The following is an 18,890-nucleotide window of genomic DNA, read 5'->3' as shown; positions in this document are numbered from 1 at the left end:
ACACCGGCGCTGGGATGATGCGACCGGCTAAAACCGCCTAATGAGGCGCGAGGCGGCGGGTGCTGCCCGTGCGGATCGCTTCGCGGGCGAGGGAGTCGGCGCGTTCGTTCATGGGCACGCCGGCGTGGCCGGGCACGTAAACGAAGCGCACGCCTTTGTGCTCGGCGAGCTCGCGCTTGATGTCGGCGATGAGTTGCTGATTGGCCTTGGGGCGCCAGCCCTTGGTGAGCACGCCAATCGCGTATTGGCTGTCCGTGTGGATGACCGCGTCGGTGGCGTTCTTGGGGATCGCCTCCAGCGCGCGCAAAATGGCGGTGAGCTCGGCGATGTTGTTCGTGGCTTCCCCCAGCCACTCGGAGCTCTCGGTGGTCTTTCCATCGGGCGTGATGAGCACGATGCCGGCGCCCGCGGGACCCGGGTTTCCGGAACAGGCGCCGTCGGTGTAGGCGATCCAGGTGCGGCCGTCGCCGGTGGCCGTCGGGACCACGGCCGCTGCCGCTTTGATCGACGGCGCGCTGGGGGTGCGCAGCGGAACGAAGGCGCCCGAAACGCACGTGTCGTCGGGCTGGAGCGCGGCTCCCTCGATGCGCGTGATGTTTCCGAGCGACGCGCGGTAGGCGCGCGCATCGGTCGGACGATACCGAATTTCGACGCGCCCTTGTTGAACATCCAACGCACCGTCATCTTTGGTGCGCGCCAGGACCTTCTGCCCGCGAAAGGCAACCTCTACCCAGGGCATGGTCTAGTGTGCCATCCTTTTTTTCGCCATTACCATGACCACCCCCTCGAAAAGCGTAGCATCTGGTTTCGCTGGTTCTGCGTCGGAATCATCCTCGTCCTCGTCTCCTTCCGACCCGACCTCGTCGCAGGCGCGCCCGCGTCCGCTCGTGCTGGTCATTCTCGACGGCTTTGGTGAGCGCCAAGAGCGCGACGACAACGCCGTTCGTCTGGCCAAAACGCCTGTGCTCGACGCGCTCTACCGCGACTATCCGCACGGGCTCATCGGAACGAGCGGGCCCGACGTTGGGCTTCCACCCGGACAGATGGGCAACAGCGAAGTGGGGCACCTGAACTTCGGCGCCGGCCGCATCGCCATGATGGACATCTCCCGCATCGATCGCTCGGTCTACGAGAAATCGCTGGGCGACAACGCCGTCATTCGATCGCTTCTCGAGCAGGTTCGTGGCGCGCGGGAGCAGGGAGGTCGGCTGCATCTGTTCGGATTGGTCTCCGATGGCGGAGTACACAGTTCGCTCGAACATCTCAAGGCGCTCATCGATCTCGCGGAAGCTTCCGATGTTTCCGTCGTCGTCCACGCGTTTCTCGACGGGCGTGATGTGCAACCGGGAACCGCGCCGACCTATCTCGCCCAGATCGAGGAAAAGCTCGCCGGCGCGGGCGGCGCGCGGCGCGGCATCATCGGTACCGTGTCGGGACGCTACTGGGCGATGGATCGCGACAACCGCTGGGACCGCGTGGAGCGCGCGTACCGGGCCATCGTTTCGGGCGACGCCCCGCGCTTTGCCTCGGCCCACGAGGGTGTGCAGGCGTCGTACGCGGCCAAGAAAACCGACGAGTTCGTCGAGCCGATCGTGATCGGCGACTACGTGGGTGTGCGTCCTGGCGATGTGGGCCTCCACTTCAATTTTCGACCCGATCGCGCCCGCGAGCTGACCCGCGCCTTGGCCACCGCCGACTTCCGCGAGTTCGAGCGCGGCGCGCAGCCGTTCACGCACTACGCCTGCATGACCACCTACGACTCGAAGCTGGGGCTGCCGATCGCGTTCCCCAAGGAGACGTACCCGGACATTTTCCCCGAGGTCCTCGCGCGGGCGGGGCTCACGCAGTTCCGATGCGCCGAGACGGAGAAGTATGCGCACGTCACCTATTTCTTCAATGGCGGACGCGAAGAGCCCTTCCAAGGCGAGGAGCGGGCGATGATCCCTTCGCCTAAGGACGTGCCCACCTACGATCACAAGCCCGAGATGAGCGCGGCGGGGGTGGCCGAGACGGTGGAGAAGGCCATTCAGAGCGATAAGTACGACTTCATCCTGGTGAACTTCGCCAACCCGGACATGGTCGGGCACACCGGATTTTTGGACGCGGCCATCCGCGCCGTCGAGACGGTGGACGCGGGCGTGGGGCGCATCGTCGATGCGGCCAGGGCGCGCGGCGGCGCGGTGCTCATCACCGCCGACCATGGAAACTGTGAGCTGATGAAGGATCCCGCGACGGGCGAGCCCCACACGGCCCACACGCTGAACCCGGTGCCGCTGCTCTATGTGAACGATCGCGATCGCGGCGCGCGCCTGCGCGAGGGCGGCCGCATTTGCGACGTGGCGCCCACGATGCTCGAGCTCCTGGGCATCGCGCAGCCTTCGGCCATGACGGGCGTGTCCTTGCGCGGCAACGGAGACGGGCCGCCCGGGGCGGCGGGGTGAGCGAGCGCGGTCAAGACTTCCCCCTGTTCGGCAGCTATCGCGTCCTGGAGGAGCTGGGCGTCGGCGCGGTCTCGACCGTGTACAAGGCCGCCCAGCCTTCGCTCGAACGAACCGTCGCCATCAAGGCGCTCAAGCCGACCATCTCGCCGGCCTCGCCCTTCGCGGCGCACCTGGAGCGCGAGGCGCGGCTGCTCGGGGAGCTCGGCCACCCGAACATCGTCTTGTGCCACGACTTCGTGAAGACGTCGGAGAAGATGTACCTGGTGCTCGAGTACATCGAGGGCTTCAGCCTGGCGGAGCTCATTTCGCGCGCCGGCAAGGGGCGCGTGGCGCTGGAGACGGTGGCGCACGTGGGGGCGGAGATCGCGCGCGGTCTGGCGCACGCGCACGAGCGCGGCATCGTGCACCGCGACATCAAGCCGTCGAACGTGCTCCTCTCCAAGCGCGGCGAGGTGAAGATCGTCGACTTCGGGATCGCGCAGCGCGAGCACCTCCCCACGGCCGACGAGCCGCTGGCGCGCACGGCGTTGCCGCCCTCGCGCTCGGAGGAGAACGAGGCGTTCGGAACGCCCGCGTACATGTCGCCGGAGCAGGTGCTCGGCGAGTTCGTCGACGCGCGAAGCGACGTCTTTTCGCTGGGCGTGGTGCTCTACGAGATGCTCACCGGCACCCGCCCGTTCGAGCGGGGCGACGAAGGCCGTCGCGGCGCCGCGCAGCGCCTTCGCCGCGATCCGGCGGTGCCTTTGCGCGTGCGCGCGCCCGACGTTCCGCGCGCGCTCGAGACGGTGGTGATGCGGTCGCTCGAGAAGCTCCCGGCCGATCGCTATGCCACCGCGCACGCGGTGGTCGATCTGCTCGACGACTTCGTGCGCGACCGGGTGCGCGGTCCGCGGAGCAAGCTCTTGACCAGCGCGCTGGTGAAGGTGCGGCTCTTGAAGGAGTCCGAGGCCGACGACGTGACCTTGGCGCACGTCCTCGAGGAGCGACGCCCGCCTCTGCGCCGTGCGCTCATCGGCTTCGGCGTGATTGGCTTTCTCATCGTGGCGGCCGGTGGCGCTCTGCAGCTCTCGCGTCTGGGCACGCACGACAATGGGTCGGGCGATCGCGCATTGGAGCTCCTCCCCGAAAATATGGGCCAGCTGCGGGTCGTCGTCACACCGTGGGCGGAGGTGTTCGTGGATGGGCAGCGCATCGACACGACCCCCTTCGCGCGTCCGATTCCACTTTCGCCCGGGACGCATTATGTCACCTTGGTGCATCCGAACGCACCGATGCAGAAGCGACCCGTCACCATCGCGCCCGGCGAAACGGCGCTCCTCGACGTCACCATGGATCTGAGCGCGCTCGCGGACTCACCTTCGGCAAAGCCCGGGCTCCCCGGCGCCGCGGGTGCCGCCTTGGGCGCGGCGGCCGGGGGCGCTGCGGGCGCAGCCAGCAAGGATGCGTCCCCGTGACGAACATGTGTAATGTGCACCTATTGGCGGCGGGCGCCGCGGCCTTTGCGGCCGTGATGGGGACGAGCGCACCGGCCGGTGCCTTTCCGCACGTGGTGAGGCCGGGCGAGACCTTGGCGGCCATCGCCACGCGCGTCTATGGAAATCCGAAGTTGGAATCGGTGCTGGCGGGCGCGAATTTTCTCGATGTGCAGGGCGGGAGCGCGCCGGTGCCGGGGATGCGCCTGGAGATCCCGGCGCCCGGCTACCATCGCGTGAACGCGGCCGAGACGTGGATCACCTTGGCGCTCGAGTGGCTGGGCGATGGCAAGCGCGCCGACGTGCTCGCGCGGCTCAATCATGGCGTGGCGTGGATCCCGCCGGTCGAGGGGCAGGAGATTCAAATCCCATACGTGCTCACGGTGATCGCCGCCGACGGCGATCGCATGGACCAGCTCGCGCATCGCTACATGAACGACGCGAACCGCGCGTGGGAGCTCGAGGCGTACAACGGCCGAAAGGCCTCGGCCACCGGCGCGTTGCCGCTCAAGCGCGGCGATGTGGTGCTCATCCCGCTGCTCGACTTGGCCTTGACGGAGGAGGGCAAGCGCGAGTCGCACTCCGGTTTGGAGCAAGGTCACGGCGCCGAAGGCCGGGCCCTCGACGCCCAGCGCCGCGCCGACGCCGAGCTGCCGGTGCTGCTCGCCGATCTTCGCGCGGGCCGCTATGTCGAGGTGGTGATCCGCGGCAATCGCCTGCTCGGCAACGGCGAGCTCACGAAGGTGCAGCTCGCGTCCGTGCACCGCGGGCTGCTCGACGCGTACGTGGCGCTCGATGCGCCGGGCGCCGCGGCAGGAGCGTGCGCCGCCTTTCGTCAGAACGATCCGGCGGCCAAGTGGGATCCGGCGTTCGTCTCGCCCAAGGTTCGGAGCGCGTGCCCCGCGCCGGCGCCTTCGCCCGCGTCATCGGCGCCGGCCGCGTCGGCGGCATCGTCGGGGGCCTCGGGATCCTCCGCCCCCGCAGCGCCGCGCGCACCGCGCGACGGGTCGCGGGACCACTAGGCTGCGCTGCGCGCCATGGATGCGTCCACCTCGCGCACCCGTCGTCCGCTCGAGGCGGGGCACGTCCTGGGCGAACGATTCGTGATCTGCGGCGTGCTGGGCGAGGGCGCGACCGGGATCGTGTACGACGCGCGTCCGGAGGCGGAGCCCGCGGGCGAGCGCATCGCGCTCAAGGTCATTCACCCGCACCTCTTGGGCGACAAGCAGATTCGCGGTCGCTTCACGCGCGAGGCGGCCATTCTCCGCCGGCTGCGCGGCGAGCATCTTTGTCCGATCCTCGACTTTGGCGAGATCGCCGATCCGGTGACGTCGGCGAGCCTTTTGTATATGGCCATCCCCAAGGTGCAGGGACCTTCGCTCGAGCAATGGATGGCGACCGAGGGGCCCGCGTCCGGCGCGCGCGTCATCGATATCGCACTTCAAATTTGCTCGGCGTTGAGCGATGCCCACCGGCAGGGCGTGATCCATCGCGATTTGAAGCCCGCCAATGTGCTCCTGCGCGATGGGGAGCACGCCTTCGTGGTCGATTTCGGCATGGCGAAGATCATCACCGGCCCCGGCGGGACCGGCACCACGGCGCTCACCTCGCACAACATGGTCTTTGGCACCCCCGAGTACATGGCGCCGGAGCAAGCGCGCGGCGACGAGCTGGACGAGCGCTGCGACATCTACGCGCTGGGCGTCATCCTCTACGAGCTCCTCACGGGAAAAGTGCCGTTCCGCGGCTCCAGCCCGCTCAACGTGCTCACCGCCCACATGACCATGGACCCGCCGCCGCTCGATCGCGAAGCGTCGGGCATCCCGCCGGCGCTCGCCTCCATCGTCTACTCCGCCCTCGCCAAATCCGCCGACGAACGCTACGCGAGCGCCTCGGACTTGGCGCGCGCCCTCGAGCACGCCCGTCACGCGCCGTCCGATGTCGACGGCGTCGCCCCCGGCCTTCCACGCGAGGCCACCGTCCCGCTGCCCCACGTTCGCAGCACACCGTCTTCGCCCAGCGCTCCGCCCTCTCGCAGCGCCTCGTCGTCTACGGGCGCGTCGCCATCGCCGCGCACCTCGTCCGTTCCAAGCGCCCCGCGCACCGAGCCGCCTTCACCCCGCGTCGAACGAACCCGATGGGCCCTCGTCTGGGCGCTCGCCATCGTGCTGAGCATCGCCTTTGGCGTCTGGCTCTCGCAGCGCACGCCGTGAGCGCGCGGCGGATGCGCTCACCCCGAGCGACGCGCCGACCACCGCGCTGGAATGCGCAAGGTGTGGGGCGCGAGCTGCTCGGCGCTCGAGCGGAGCACCTCGTCCCGCGAGCACGCCTCCGGCGACGCCGTGAGGCCCAGCCCGAACGCGAGCTCGCCCAGCACCTCCTCCGGTGAAACCCCGGCCTCGCGCAGCCCGCGAAGGTGGGCGCCTGCGGTGCGCTTGGCCAGCCGCTGCCCGTCGGTGTCCAGCACCAGCGGCACGTGATGGTACCGAGGGGGCGCGGCGCCGAGCAGCTGCGCCAGATGGATCTGCCGCGGCGTCGACGCCAGCAGATCGATGCCGCGCACCACGTCCGTGATCCCCATTTCCAGATCGTCCACGACGACGACCAGCTGGTACGCGTAGATACCATCGCCGCGGTGAAGCACGAAATCGCCGATATCGCGCGCCAGGTTTTGCGAGAGCTCGCCCGCCAGCGCATCGTGGATGGACACCCGAGCATCGGGCACCCGAAGCCGCATCGCGGGCGGTCGCTTCATGGGGCGCGCGGGGTCGAGCTCGCGGCAGATGCCCGGATACACCGTCTCCTCGCCGAGGTGCGGCGCGCTCGCCACCCGCGCGATATCGGCCCGCGAGCAGTCGCACGGGTACACGAGCCCCTGGGACTGGAGCGTCTCCAGCGCGCGCGCATAGCGCGGCAACCGCTCCGACTGCACCAGGGGACCTTGGTCCCAATCCAGTCCAAGCCAGCGCAGGTCCTCGAGAATTCGCTCCGCCGATCCGGGCACCACCCGCGGCGCGTCGATGTCCTCCACCCGCAGCACCAACGCGCCGCCCTGGCGCCGCGCCATCCACCACGAGGCCAGCGCCACATAGGCCCCGCCGAGGTGCAAGTCCCCCGTGGGCGAGGGGGCGAATCGTGTCACGATTCGTTCGGACGCCGGTCGTGCGCTTCCCGAGGGGATTGGGATCGACGAACGAACCAAGGTGTGTTTCGGTACCACTCAGGAGAAGGCGTGTGAATTACAATCCGTATCAAGCTCCGCAAGCTGCCATGCCGGGTGGCGGTCCCGGTGGTCCCGTCGTCACCAACAGCCCGCAACCTTGGGCGGTGGGCGAAACCCTCGAGCTCGCGTGGGAGGGCTTCAAGCGCTCCTGGCTCGTTCTCATCGGGGCCCTCCTCATCACCGGCTTCGTCTCCGCTGTGCCCGCGGGGCTGCCCGCCGTGTTGGTCGCCACGAAGGCCGTCGAGTCCAACTCGCTGCAGTACTGGATCGTCTACGGCGTATCGCAGCTGGTCGGCACCGTCATCGGCACGTTCTTCGTGCTGGGGCTGACCCGCATCTCCTTGGCCGTGGCGCGCGGTCAAGAGGCCGATTTCGCCATGCTGTTCTCGGGCGGCAACCGGTACCTGCCCCTGCTCGGGCAGCGGCTCCTCACGGGGCTGGTCGTCGGGCTCGGATTTCTGCTGCTTTTGGTGCCCGGCGTCATCCTCTACCTCGGTCTGAGCCTTGCGTCGTACTACGTCATCGATGTCGGGCTGGGGCCGATCGCCGCCATGAAGGCGAGCTGGGAGGCCACCAAAGGTCATAAGGGAGGCCTGTTCCTTCTGGGCCTCGCGTCCGCCGGCATCTGCCTGGTTGGGGTCATCGCCTGCTGCATCGGCTACTTCGTGGCCATCCCCGTCGTCATGGTCGCCAACGCCATCGTTTACGTTCGGATCTCCGGTCGCGGCGTGGCCATGAGCGTCTATTCGCAGCCGAGCTACCCCGGCTATGGGCCTGGACCCGGCTATGGACCTGGACCCGGCTATGGCCCCGGACCCGGGCCCGGAGCAGGCTACGGACCCGGACCCGGACCTGGATACCGCCCGCCCGGCCCCTATGGTTGACCGCGTGTGACCCGGCTCGCGACGGTCTGTCGCAACGTCGCGTGATCTCCCCTGGTTGCGACCGACTCAACGGCATTGCGCGTCGCCGCATGGCCGGCTCACGCGCTCTTTTCGCACGGACGATGGGCGCGCTCGTTCGCGCGCGCTATCATGTTTGCTGCGATGAATCGCGCCTCTTCATATATCGCCGGCGCTCGTCCGGTGCTTACTGCTTTCGTTTTGCTTGCGGCGCTCGCAGGAACCGCGCGCGCGCTCCCCACCTTGCCGCCCGGCGGCGATCAAACCCCACCTCCATCGCCGCCGCCCGCGGGGCAAACGGCGCCCGCTGCACCGGCAGCTCCTGGAGGTTCTGTTGGCGCGCAGGGTGCACCCGCGGCGAAGCCTGCGCCGGCCAAGGCGGGTGCGGGCGAGGGGGCCGACGCCCGTCGCGGGATTGTCACCGTGGAGCAAGGTGGTCGCACCTTGGGCATCGGCACCGTACTCGGGGGTGACGGTCGCATCCTCACGTCACTGAGCTGTCTTCGCGCCGCCGAGCAGGTCGACGTGCGCTACGCCGACGGCCACTCGGTGCGCACCCGTTTGGGCCACAAGGACGCGCTTTGGGATCTCGCGCTCCTGATCCCGCTGTCGGGAAAATGGACCGACGGCCTCACCGCGAGCGAAGCGGATCCGTCGACCAGCGAGCTCCGAATCTTCCTCTCTGGCGGGCGCACGTCGCCGGTATCGGGGCGCATGAAGGGGCGTGTCGATGCGCGGGCCAAAGATGGTGGCACCTTGTCCGAGGCGCTGGAGCTCGAGGCCCGCGCCTCGCTCGTCGCCGGCGCCCCGGTGGTCGACGCCTCGGGTGGGGTCGTCGGAATTCTCGTCCGCGCATGCAAACCGGTCGAGGCGCCCATCTGCATTTCGAGCATCTATGGTGCACCGGTTGCAGCGATTCGCGATTTCCTCATGAAGACCCCCATGAACGCCGTGTCACCTTCACCGTGGCTCGGCATCGTGGGCGCGCCCGATGCCATGGGCAACACCCGTGGCGTGAGGGTCATGGCCATTGCTCCGGCCAGCCCCGCGGCAAAAGCGGGTCTCAAAACGAATACCGATCAGGCGCTCGCGCATCTCATCGTCGCCGTGGACGGTAATCCAGTTGACACGCCGGAGAAACTCGCCGATCGCATTAGTAAGCACTCGGTGGGCGAAACGGTAAAGCTCCTCGTGCTGGAGTCGGAAAAATTCAAAGAAGTCTCGGTCGTCCTTCGCGCGCCTCCGTAGAGTCGCTGCGAAGGCTTGCTTCACGATGGGGGAGGGAAGGAGACATCATGAATATGGTGCGCCTAGCGGCAGCTTTGGGAATTGGCATTCTCGTATCGAGCGCTGGATTCGTCGCGTGCAGCAGCAGCGATTCATCCAACAATCCACCGCCGGCCGGCAAAGACGGGTCGACGGACAGCAGCACCAACACGGACACGGGTACCAACCCTCCACCCGACGCGGGCCCGCTCGAGGCGGGACCGTCCGATCCGAAGAGCATCAAGTGCAACGGCGCGGTCTGCAGCTCCGCAGATCACAACTGCTGTGTTCAATCGAATGGGCAGCAAGCGTGCAACGCGAACCCCCCCGCGGGGCCCGCGTGCAACGGGGCCATCGAAATTCATTGCGACGAGCAGCCCGATTGCAACACCGGTGAGGTTTGCTGCGTGGACATCACCGTGAGCACCCCGCTCGTCGCTTGCAAGCCGAGCGCAAATTGCAAGCGTACCGATAACAAGTACCAGTTGTGCAAGACGGATAAGGAGTGCGATACGGGCGTCAAGTGCACGACGCAAAACTGCAACGGTCTCTCCGTTTCATCCTGCGGGGGTATCCCGGGTTGCAATTAGCGCATCGGTCGAAATTTGAAATGAGATAGCCTCCGAGCTCGAGCTCCCAAGGATGAGGCGTTAGCCCACCCGATATGCGCGGGAAACCTCGCTCGAGCCACGGAATCGAGCTACACTGGCGTTGAAACGAATCGTTCGTTCGGTCGGCGCTGCCTCGATATCGATACGAGGTGGCGCCCGGCCCGCGACCTTGCGGAGACCCGTTCTTCGCGAGCGCACGATCTTTCTTCGCCAGGGAGGCTTCCATGAACACCACGCGCCTTGCGGTTGCATTGGGCGTCGCACTCCTCGCCACCGGCGCCTCGTTCATCGCGTGCAGCGGCGACGATGCGACCTTACCGCCCGGTGACGATGCCTCGACCGATGGGACGACCGGGCGGGACTCGGGGCCCGGCCCGAGAGACAGCGGCAGCGGCGGTCGCGATGCCGGTCCCGATACATCGTCGCCTTACGATCCGGGACAGGTGTCGTGCGGCACCACGCGCTGCAACGTCCCTGCCCAGGTCTGCTGCCTGCCCGGGAACAACCCGGACGCAGGCGCCGCCTGCGAGAACCCGCCCGCCTGTCAGGCGCCGCGCCGCGTGGCGTGCGACGAGACCAATGACTGCGCCCAGGACGCGGGGGCGATGATCTGCTGCAACCAGCCGGTGAACGGCGGAGGGGGCGGAGGCGGCCGTGTGAACAGCTCGTGCTCGACCGTGCGAGGCTGCCTTCAGGCGCTCGTGCCGGGACGCATCGCGTGCAAGACCGACTCGGACTGCGTCCTCGAGGACGGCGGGGTGGACGCGGGACATTGCGTCGTACAGACCTGCAAGGGGCACATTTTCCGGTCTTGCGGCGGGTTGCCGGCGAACGACGCGGGCTCCGTGTGCAATTGACCCGCCCGCTCGTGGGGCGGCCCTCTATCACACCTCGGACCGGATGGGGGGGCCGGTTCGGGGTGTTCTTCTTTTCAGTGCCCGACCCCCGGGCGGCCAGCCATTGTGCGCTGCAAGTGCGCGAGGTCCTTGACACCTCTGCCCGCGCCTTGCCACTCTTCCCGGGTGGTAACGCGCAACGTAGGGGTGGGTGAGGTGGTGCCCAGACCGCTCCGGATCGAACTTGCCGGTAAGACGGATGTTGGCAAGAAGCGAAACCACAATGAGGACAACTTCTCCATCATCGAGGAAAGTGGTCTGTACATCGTAGCCGATGGCATGGGCGGACATGCCTCGGGCGAGGTGGCCAGCCAGATGGCGGTCGACGCCATGAAGGAGTTCTTCCTGGCGACCGCGCAAGATCCCGAGAGGACGTGGCCCTACAAGATGGACCGGTCCAAAGGCTACGAGGAGAACCGGCTGATAACGGGCATCAAGCTGGCGAACCTCCGCATCTACGAGACGGCGCAACGCGACGCGGGCAAGCGCGGGATGGGGACCACCATCGTCACCATGTTCGCGGTGGAAGACGGCGTGTACATCGCCCACGTCGGCGACTCGCGCGGCTACCGCATTCGCGACGGCAAGATCGAGCAGCTCACCGAGGACCACTCGCTGCTCAACGACTACATCAAGATGAAGCGCCTCACGCCCGAGGAAATCGCCAACTTTCCGCACAAAAACGTCATCGTACGCGCCCTTGGGATGAAGGACACCGTCAAGGTCGACACCCGCTTCGAGACGCCGCGCGCCAACGATACGTACCTTCTGTGCTCCGACGGTCTGTCCGGGCCCTTGAGCGATCCGGAGATGCTCGATCTGGTCGTCAACGCCCCGGATCTGGAGTCGGCGGCGGCCCGGTTGATTGCCCGGGCCAACGAGAATGGCGGGCCGGACAACATTACGGTCATTCTTGCCCGCTGGGTGGCTTGATCGGTCGCTAACGAGAGGTTCTCCTGCGGGAGGCCGTAGCCGGCGGGGTGCGGTCGAGCGTCCCTGCGTGGCAAACGGTGGTTGGCCGGGACGGTGGTTAGCCGGAGAGGCCGGTGGGGCCTAGGGCGAAGTAGGCGATGGCGATGATGAGCAGCATGATGAGCGCGACCACGCCATAGCTGGCGCGGGAGGGCGACGTGCTCCAGCCGTCGCCGAAGAATTTTCCGCGGGAGCGCTCGCGGAGCTTTCGCTGCACCCCGGGGAGGAGAAGGGGCGGGCGGGGTGCGTCGGGTGCAGACATGGATGACATGCTCGCGAAGAGCGAACGCATGCTGCGCTCTTGCTCGTCGAGAGCGGCGTCGGACACGGAGTCGTGGGACTCCGGCGCGGACGCGGCATCCGGCTTGGGCGTCGGGTCGTCGGTCATCGAATTTTCTCCCCGAGCTCGCGCTCGACCATCTCTTTAAGCATGGCACGCGCGCGGAAGATGCGGCTCTTCACGGTGCCGGCCGGCAGATTGGTGATCTGCTCGACCTCCTCGTAGCTGAGCTCCTCGACGTCCCGCAAGATGAGGCACTCGCGAAAGCTCGGTTCCAGCCGCAGGATCGACCGCTGCACGATTTGCTCGAGCTGCTTGCCGGCCAGCATCTCGTCCGGGCGCGGCGACTGGCCCGCGTGGGCGCCCGCGGCCGGGGACGCCCCATCGCCGTCCTCCCAGCCGCGCGAAGCCCGGAGCTCCGTCGGCCCGACCACGGCGGCCTCGTGAGCTCGCCGGAGCTTCAGGTACTTGGACCGGTTCTTACATAAGTTGATCGCAATTCGGTATATCCAAGTCGAAAGTTTGCTGTCTCCGCGAAAGCTTCCAATGGCTTTGAAGACTTGAACGAAGACCTCCTGCGAGAGCTCTTCGGCCTCGGCCCGGTTCCCCAGGAACCGCAGCACCAGCGAGAAGACCCGCCCTTCGTAGAGCTGCACCAGCTCACTGAACGCATGCTCGTCGCGCCGGACGAGCCGCTCGATCAGCTTGAACTCCGTATCGTCCGCTAGCGCCACGTTGGTCTAGCGCCCATCGTGCATGAGTCGTCCCGTTCCAAGCAAACTCCAAGAGGCGCGGCGCAGGTGACCGTGCCATGATGAATCCCTCGTTTGGACACACCACGAACGCCGAAGTTCCGCCCACTTTCGCGACGGGCGCGGCCTTGCGGTCATCTCCCGAGATGACAATCGACGCGCGCGTGCGCGGAGCCCTCACACCCCATGTTCAATTCGAGCGCAAAGAACGATGCAACATCGGCATCCGAGGAGCACGGGAAGCACGAGGAGGGTGCCGGTGAGGTGACCGCCGCGGATGAGAGCCAGGAGCGGGCGAGTGTGTCACCGCCCTCCTCCGAGCGCGTACAGGATCTGGAGCGAGAGGTCGACGAGCTTCGGGCCAAGGTCCAGCGCCTGACCGACGAGGCGAAAGTGGCGCAGGGCGCGCTTCACGAGAGCATGGCGGGCCATCGCCTGCTCGCCGAGGCGGCCGAAGACGGTCTATGGTTTTGGGACATCCGCGCCGGCACGGTCGAGTACAGCGACCGCATGCTCGCCATCCTCGGCGTATCGCGGGATTCGTTTCGCGGGAGCCTCGATGCATTCATGGCGCGCCTTCACCCCGAAGACCGCCCGCGCGTATCGGCCGCCCTGCAAGCACACCTCGACCGCCGCTCCCCGTTTTTCGTGAGCTTTCGCGTGCGCGGTCCGCAGGGCGATTACCGCACGTGCAGCGCGCGGGGCCAGGCCGAGTGGGATGCGCGCGGCACACCCATCCGCATGGCGGCGGCGGTCGTCGACGTCACCGAGAGCAAGCGGGTCGAGGTGCAGATCCGGTTTCTCTCCGAGGCGAGCAGCGTCCTGGCCACATCGCTCGACTACGAGGCCACCTTGGCGAGCCTCGCAAAGATTGCCGTGCCCGAGGTCGCCGACTTCTTCGCCGTCGATCTCGTGGGTGAGTCGCTGGCCGACATCCATCGGGTCGAGCTTGCGCACGTAGACCCCGCCAAGGCCGCCATAGCGTGGCAGTTGTCCAACGGACGTCCGCCGCGTTCCGATGATCCCATCGGCCCGGGTCGGGTCATGGCCACCGGCGAGAGCGAGCTCACGACCGAGCTGTCGGAAGTTTTTGCGTCGCGGGTGGCCTCCCGTGATTGGAGTGAATCCGACGACGAGCTATTCGCCATGTACCGCCGCCTGGAGCTTCGCTCGCTCATCCATGCCCCGCTTTTTGCGCGCGGCTCGGTGGTGGGGGCGATCTCGATGGGGTCCACCACCTCGAACCGGCGCTACGGCTTCCACGATCGCGAGTTTGCCGAGGAGCTGGCGCGCCGGGCGAGCTTGGCCATCGAGAACGCGTGGCTCTATCGCGACTCCGAGCGATCGGTGCGCATGAAGGAGGATCTGCTCGACGTCCTCTCGCACGATCTGAAGAACCCTCTCGCGTCGGTCATCAACGATGTGGGCATTCTTCTGAAGACCATTCACCCCGAGTCCCACGTCGATCGCCAGCGCCTCGAGAACGTGTGGCGCACATCCGAACGGATGCTCGCCTTCCTCCAGAGCTTCATCGACTTGGCGCAGCTCGAAGCCGGCACCGTGGCCTTCGACACCAAACAGCACGATCCCTCGGCCATCGTCCTGGAGGCGATCGAGATGAATCGCTCGGCCATCAGCGAAAAGGCGCTCACCCTCATGCGCGGCGCGGCCCCGCGCCTCTCGGTGCTCTGCGATCGCCGGCGCATCGTGCACGTACTCTCGCGGCTCATTGCCTACGCCGTGCGCGTCACACCGCGGGGCGGGCGCCTGACATTGCATCTCGAGGCCGCGCAAGGTGAGGTCAAGATTGGCGTCGGCGACGAAGGGCAATCCATCCCGCGCGAGCACCTCGATCGGCTCCTCGCGGGCAATACGCGCCAGCGTGATCGCGATGGTCACGCGATCGGTTTAAGCGTCGCGATCGCCAAGGCAATCGTTGCGGCACATGGTGGGCGCTTCTGGGCCGAGACGGGCCCGTCCGGCACGATCTTTTTCTTCACCTTGCCGAGCGGAGCATGATGAAGGGTAGGATCTTCGGCCGCGCCGTACTAAAGTAGACCGAGTCATGTCCACCGAATCGAAATCCGAGAAGCGAAAGCAAAGCTTGTACTTCCCAGAGTCGATGCTCGTCGAAATCCAACAGGAGGCGACGCGGCTCCAGCGCTCCCTCTCATGGGTGGTGCAGCGCGCGTGGAAGGTGGCGCGCGAAGAAGTGAAGAAGATGCCCGGTTCGACTGAGCCGTAGTTGGACGGAGTGCAGCGCGCTGCACGGGGCGACCCGGCGCGCAGCATGCTGCATCGGAGTCTACGAAGGGTGAGTGAGCCGTAGGCATCTCATGCCTTTTGTTTCGTCACTTCTTCACCTTTACGACCGCATCTCATCGACGAGGGCGGGCGTGCGCGCGCATCGAGAAATCATCCCAAGGTGAGTCCGGACTGGCACGTCCAAGATACTGGGGCGGGTCAGTGGACGGCGTAGCGAAACATTGCGCGAGGCGGGGGGCACCTTCTACGAAGGGCATGCGCTGCAGCTTTTCGGCATCTTCGTGTGAAAGAATGTCGCCGCAGAGGTTGCGATGCGCCATCGCGTGCGCACTGTATTCCTTCGGAGTGCCTCGCGTTGGAACGGGCACGCTCCACGAGTCGTCATTGGGGTCGATTTCTTTCAAGTAAAGCGAAGAGGGGGCTCTCTCTCTTTCATTGCGTGTCGCGCTTGCCCTTTCATGTGAGGCGCAGCGGAAGGAGAGGGCGGAGGTGGCACGTTGAATGGCGCAGGGCAAACCGTCTTGGTCATCGGCGACAGCGATTCGGATCTCGAGCAAATCCGTGGAGCATTGAGCACCGTGGGCTGTCGGGTCCTCACCCGGCACGGGCGTCAAGGATCGGTATCCGCCGTCCTTCGAGTGAAGCCCGACTTGGTCTTGCTGGACGTCAATATGCAAGTACAAGCTTCCGGCTCCGGTTGGCCGGGCAATGGCAGCGCGGCCAACGGCAACGGCGCAGCCGCCGATGGAGCTTCGGGGCACGCGGGCAGCGGGGCCGGCAGCGGAGGTCTCACGGCCGATGCTCTCGCCAAGATCCTCTCACGGGCCGACACGCGGCCGGAGACGATCGTTCTCCTTCACTCGAACCTCCCTCCGCAGACGCTCCGCCTCAAGGTCCTCGCGTGCGGCGCCGACGGCTACATCCAGAAGAGCCAAGATTTGACCCACCTCGTTCGCGAGGTCACGGCCTGGCTCAATGGGCAGCGCACGCGCGCGAGTGGAACCGTGCGCACCAGCGGCACCTTCGATCCTTCCGCCTCGCTCATGGGACGCAAAGCACCGAGCTTGCGCTGTCGCGTGCTCTTCGTCGACGACGATCCCGCCTCGCACTCGTTCTATCGCAAATCGGTCGTGGTCGACGACATGGAGGCCGAATACGTCGTATCGCTCCAACAGGCGCTCCGCATCGCCCAGAGCGAAGCTCCGCCCGACGTCATCGTCTCCGAGCTTTTGCGCGGCGAGCGCGGTCTCGAGCTTTACCGCAGCCTGCGCGCCTTCGACCCCAGCTGGCGTTTCCGCTTCATCTTCGTCACCGGCATCGCGCACCACGGCCTCACCCGCCTCGACGTCCCCGTCCTCAAAAAGCCCATCTCCGCCGACGAAGTGCGCGAAGCCATCCGCTACGCCGTCACCAGCTTGCGCTTCCTAGGCGCCCACGCGCGGCTCAAGAGCTCGTGATCGGGCGCCGTCGTTCATGGCGCGCGGGCGCGCGGCGGTAATGGTAATCGTGGTGGGTGACGAAGCCCAGTCGTGCGTAGAGCGCGATGGCGGGCGCGTTGTCCGTCTCGACTTGCAAATACGCATCGGTGGCGCCGGCGCGCGCTGCCCAGCGTGTGAGGGCGCGCATCACCGTGGTGGCGAGTCCTCGCCGGCGGTGTGCGGGGTCGACCTCGATGGCGGAGAATCCCGCCCATCCGTCGACGATCACGCATCGGCCGATGGCTCGCGCGCGCGCGGGATCGCCGCCGCGGAGGGTCGCGAAGGCTACGTGCGGGCCTCCGCGTAGGACGTGGAGCGCATTTGCGTGTAGATTGCACGCTTTGTGGTAGCGGGCGATCCATGGTGCATCGGGTAGGTCGGAGATCGCGACGTCATCGCGCGGGCTCTCGTCGCGCGGGCTCTCGCTGCGCGGGCTCTCGTCGCGATGGGGATCTTCGCCGAGCGCGCCCGGCGTCTCGTCGTGATCGTGACCTTCGCCGAGCGCGCGCCGAAGCGCATCGAGCTTGGCGATTTGAACGTGCACCGGCGCCTCCGGGAGCCATCCGCGCCGTTCGAGCTCCGCGTCGAGCGCCGTGCCTTGCACGAGCTGCACGTAGGCGGGCAAGCCGCGGGCGAGGTACCATTGCGTCACGTGCGCGAGCGCTTCGTCGAGGGGGCGATCGGGCGGCTCGGTCGCGAGCGCCGAATTGGCGCGCCGGGTGAAGCCGCCCGCGGCGCGCAGGAGCCAAGGACCGAGGGGTTCGGTTTCGACGGCGGGCCATCCGCGGGAGGCGATGCGTTGCAGGGCCGCGGGGTCCACCATGTCTACCGATTCAGCCGCGCCACGCTCAGAATGCCGTTGTCTGCCCATCCGATGACGGGAACACCTTCGGGATCGATGGTAGCGCCGCCGGCGGCCAAACGCCCATCGGGCGACGTGGCAGCCGCTGGGGGCCGTATCGATACCCATCCGCTGCTGTTCACCTCGATCGGTGCAAGCTCCGGGTTGACGCTCATATACGCGAACAGACGATTGCCTCGCATCGGAGCGAAAAAAAGTGAGCCGACCTGCGCGCCCCTGGTGATGTCGGGGCCGTGGTTGGTCCAATTGTTACCGTCGAATCGCAGGATTCGAGTCCACCACCTTGCCAGGTTGCGATCGCTAAAGCTCACGAGAGCAAACAGCGTGGCGTCATCGTTCGTCGCGATGCTCGTCTCCAGCGCGCTCTCCCCTCCGCCATTCAACGGCATACCGACGGGGATCCATGCTGTTCCGGACCAGGACCGAACGTGCCCGTCCAAGGTCTTGCTTCGAAATGCCACATAGACCTTGCCGTTTTTGTCGATCGTGAGGGACCGAAGACGAGCGCCCTTCTCCGTGGAGGAATCGTTGACCGACTTGCCGAGCGATGACCAAGACGTGGCCCCCCGCGGGAGAGTCCGGACCACGACGTTCGTTTCGTCGTCCGCGAGGCTCTCGTCGTAGGCCAAGAACAAGATGCCGTCCGCGTCCACCGCGAGCGCCGTGGAGCCGCTTTGGACCGAGCGAAAATCACCTCCAATGTCGCTCCACCCTCGACCCTCCGTGTACCGTTTGACGATAACGGCCCCGTCGGAGGTGACGTGAGACATGAGGCGGACGCCGTCTTTATCGATGAGAAGCGTCGGTGGCTCGGAGCTCGCCCCGATTCCGTCCGCGGGAGACTGCCTCCACGGGCTGGTCGTTCGTTCGCTGGACCATAGGGACAGCGGCGGATCGAGGTCTCCTTCTCTGCCCGGAACACCCATGAGCACGCTGATCCGCTCTCCTGGCCCCGCGGCCAGCGGTGGGGATTTGAAGCCGTCGTTCTTGAGCGGGTCCCCCACTCGAACCCAGAGCGGTGCTTTCCAGCTCCAGGGGCGTTTGACCAGCGCGTTGCCATGCAGGTCCTCGATATCCCCAAAGCTCACGGAGACCGTGGCCGGAACCGGGAGCTCCGATTTGGGAACGATCGTCAATACGTTTGCATCGTCGGAAAGCGATGCGCTCGCCGGAATGGGAATGCCATTTGCCAACAGCGTTATCGGATCCTTGCCAAGCTTGACCGGCTCCGAGAACACGGCACGAATGGGGTTGCGAACCCAAACTTGCTCCTCGGCGTCGGCAGGCATCCGAAAGCGAATTTCCGGCGGGACCGTATCGGGAGGTTGAACGACGATGCCATCCGGACCACCATCACGCGGGCCCGCAGGCGCATCGTCCGATCCACAGGATGACGTGACGACGGCGAAGACCAGCAGCGCAGTCGCCCCGAGCACCGATACCCCAACGCACGCGTTCATCATGCTGCGT

General features: G+C 66.7%; 18 protein-coding genes. 12 read left to right on the top strand and 6 right to left on the bottom strand.

Annotation, left to right across the window (positions count from 1 at the left end):
* Nucleotides 1-37: 37 nt before the first annotated feature.
* Entirely contained in the window at nt 38-739 is a 702-nt protein-coding gene (locus LZC94_41880) for a ribonuclease HI (GenBank protein WXB14364.1), read from the bottom strand.
* 148 nt (nt 740-887) lie between these two features.
* Between LZC94_41880 and gpmI the strand changes: the two genes are divergently transcribed.
* From gpmI to LZC94_41860, 4 genes are read left to right on the top strand one after another with little or no spacing between them, the layout of a single operon-like run.
* Nucleotides 888-2,441 (top strand): 2,3-bisphosphoglycerate-independent phosphoglycerate mutase, encoded by a 1,554-nt coding sequence (gpmI, locus tag LZC94_41875; GenBank protein ID WXB14363.1) that lies wholly within the window; start codon nt 888-890, stop codon nt 2,439-2,441.
* The gene (locus LZC94_41870; protein ID WXB14362.1) at nt 2,438-3,895 is read left to right on the top strand and encodes a serine/threonine protein kinase; all 1,458 of its coding nucleotides are present in this window, start codon (nt 2,438-2,440) and stop codon (nt 3,893-3,895) included. Before gpmI ends, LZC94_41870 begins: the two co-directional genes overlap by 4 nt.
* On the top strand, nt 3,892-4,935 hold the full coding sequence (locus LZC94_41865; protein WXB14361.1) for a LysM peptidoglycan-binding domain-containing protein: 1,044 nt from the start codon (nt 3,892-3,894) through the stop codon (nt 4,933-4,935). The genes LZC94_41870 and LZC94_41865 overlap by 4 nt, the downstream gene beginning before the upstream one ends.
* A 15-nt stretch (nt 4,936-4,950) precedes the next feature.
* Nucleotides 4,951-6,126, top strand: a complete 1,176-nt coding sequence (locus LZC94_41860; GenBank protein WXB14360.1) for a serine/threonine protein kinase — start codon at nt 4,951-4,953, stop codon at nt 6,124-6,126.
* 17 nt (nt 6,127-6,143) lie between these two features.
* Here the strand turns inward: LZC94_41860 and gluQRS are convergent, their stop codons facing one another.
* Entirely contained in the window at nt 6,144-7,055 is a 912-nt protein-coding gene (gene gluQRS, locus LZC94_41855; protein ID WXB14359.1) for a tRNA glutamyl-Q(34) synthetase GluQRS, read from the bottom strand.
* Between the two features lie 92 nt (nt 7,056-7,147).
* Here gluQRS and LZC94_41850 point away from each other — a divergent pair, with 92 nt between their 5' ends.
* The 5 genes from LZC94_41850 (at nt 7,148) to LZC94_41830 (ending at nt 11,744) form a co-directional block, all read left to right on the top strand.
* Nucleotides 7,148-8,020 carry a DUF975 family protein gene (locus tag LZC94_41850; GenBank protein WXB14358.1) on the top strand — a complete coding sequence of 291 codons (873 nt, stop codon included), beginning with the start codon at nt 7,148-7,150 and terminating at the stop codon, nt 8,018-8,020.
* A gap of 462 nt (nt 8,021-8,482) precedes the next feature.
* On the top strand, nt 8,483-9,286 hold the full coding sequence (locus LZC94_41845) for a PDZ domain-containing protein (GenBank protein ID WXB14357.1): 804 nt from the start codon (nt 8,483-8,485) through the stop codon (nt 9,284-9,286).
* Nucleotides 9,287-9,333: 47 nt separating this feature from the next.
* Complete coding sequence (locus LZC94_41840; protein WXB14356.1) at nt 9,334-9,894, top strand: hypothetical protein; 561 nt, start codon at nt 9,334-9,336, stop codon at nt 9,892-9,894.
* 245 nt (nt 9,895-10,139) lie between these two features.
* Nucleotides 10,140-10,772, top strand: coding sequence for a hypothetical protein (locus LZC94_41835; protein ID WXB14355.1), 633 nt, complete (start codon nt 10,140-10,142; stop codon nt 10,770-10,772).
* Between the two features lie 198 nt (nt 10,773-10,970).
* Nucleotides 10,971-11,744 carry a Stp1/IreP family PP2C-type Ser/Thr phosphatase gene (locus tag LZC94_41830; protein WXB14354.1) on the top strand — a complete coding sequence of 258 codons (774 nt, stop codon included), beginning with the start codon at nt 10,971-10,973 and terminating at the stop codon, nt 11,742-11,744.
* Between the two features lie 97 nt (nt 11,745-11,841).
* On the opposite strand, the gene LZC94_41825 is transcribed toward LZC94_41830, so the two are convergent.
* Together LZC94_41825 and LZC94_41820 are read right to left on the bottom strand one after the other, a co-directional pair.
* Nucleotides 11,842-12,171, bottom strand: a complete 330-nt coding sequence (locus LZC94_41825) for a hypothetical protein (GenBank protein ID WXB14353.1) — start codon at nt 12,169-12,171, stop codon at nt 11,842-11,844.
* Nucleotides 12,168-12,797, bottom strand: a complete 630-nt coding sequence (locus tag LZC94_41820; protein WXB14352.1) for a sigma-70 family RNA polymerase sigma factor — start codon at nt 12,795-12,797, stop codon at nt 12,168-12,170. The genes LZC94_41825 and LZC94_41820 overlap by 4 nt, the downstream gene beginning before the upstream one ends.
* A gap of 204 nt (nt 12,798-13,001) precedes the next feature.
* Here LZC94_41820 and LZC94_41815 point away from each other — a divergent pair, with 204 nt between their 5' ends.
* The 3 genes from LZC94_41815 (at nt 13,002) to LZC94_41805 (ending at nt 16,537) form a co-directional block, all read left to right on the top strand.
* Entirely contained in the window at nt 13,002-14,834 is a 1,833-nt protein-coding gene (locus LZC94_41815) for a PAS domain-containing protein (GenBank protein ID WXB14351.1), read from the top strand.
* 46 nt (nt 14,835-14,880) lie between these two features.
* Entirely contained in the window at nt 14,881-15,060 is a 180-nt protein-coding gene (locus LZC94_41810; GenBank protein ID WXB14350.1) for a TIGR04563 family protein, read from the top strand.
* Between the two features lie 517 nt (nt 15,061-15,577).
* Complete coding sequence (locus tag LZC94_41805) at nt 15,578-16,537, top strand: hypothetical protein (protein WXB14349.1); 960 nt, start codon at nt 15,578-15,580, stop codon at nt 16,535-16,537.
* Here the strand turns inward: LZC94_41805 and LZC94_41800 are convergent.
* Nucleotides 16,524-17,381 carry a GNAT family N-acetyltransferase gene (locus LZC94_41800; protein WXB14348.1) on the bottom strand — a complete coding sequence of 286 codons (858 nt, stop codon included), beginning with the start codon at nt 17,379-17,381 and terminating at the stop codon, nt 16,524-16,526. The genes LZC94_41805 and LZC94_41800 overlap by 14 nt on opposite strands.
* 2 nt (nt 17,382-17,383) lie before the next feature.
* Nucleotides 17,384-18,883 carry an Ig-like domain-containing protein gene (locus LZC94_41795; GenBank protein ID WXB14347.1) on the bottom strand — a complete coding sequence of 500 codons (1,500 nt, stop codon included), beginning with the start codon at nt 18,881-18,883 and terminating at the stop codon, nt 17,384-17,386.
* Nucleotides 18,884-18,890: the final 7 nt, after the last annotated feature.

This window comes from Sorangiineae bacterium MSr11954 (genome assembly GCA_037157815.1).
Lineage (GTDB): Bacteria > Myxococcota_A > Polyangia > Polyangiales > Polyangiaceae > Pendulispora > Pendulispora albinea.
This window is presented reverse-complemented; position numbering and strand designations above follow the sequence as displayed.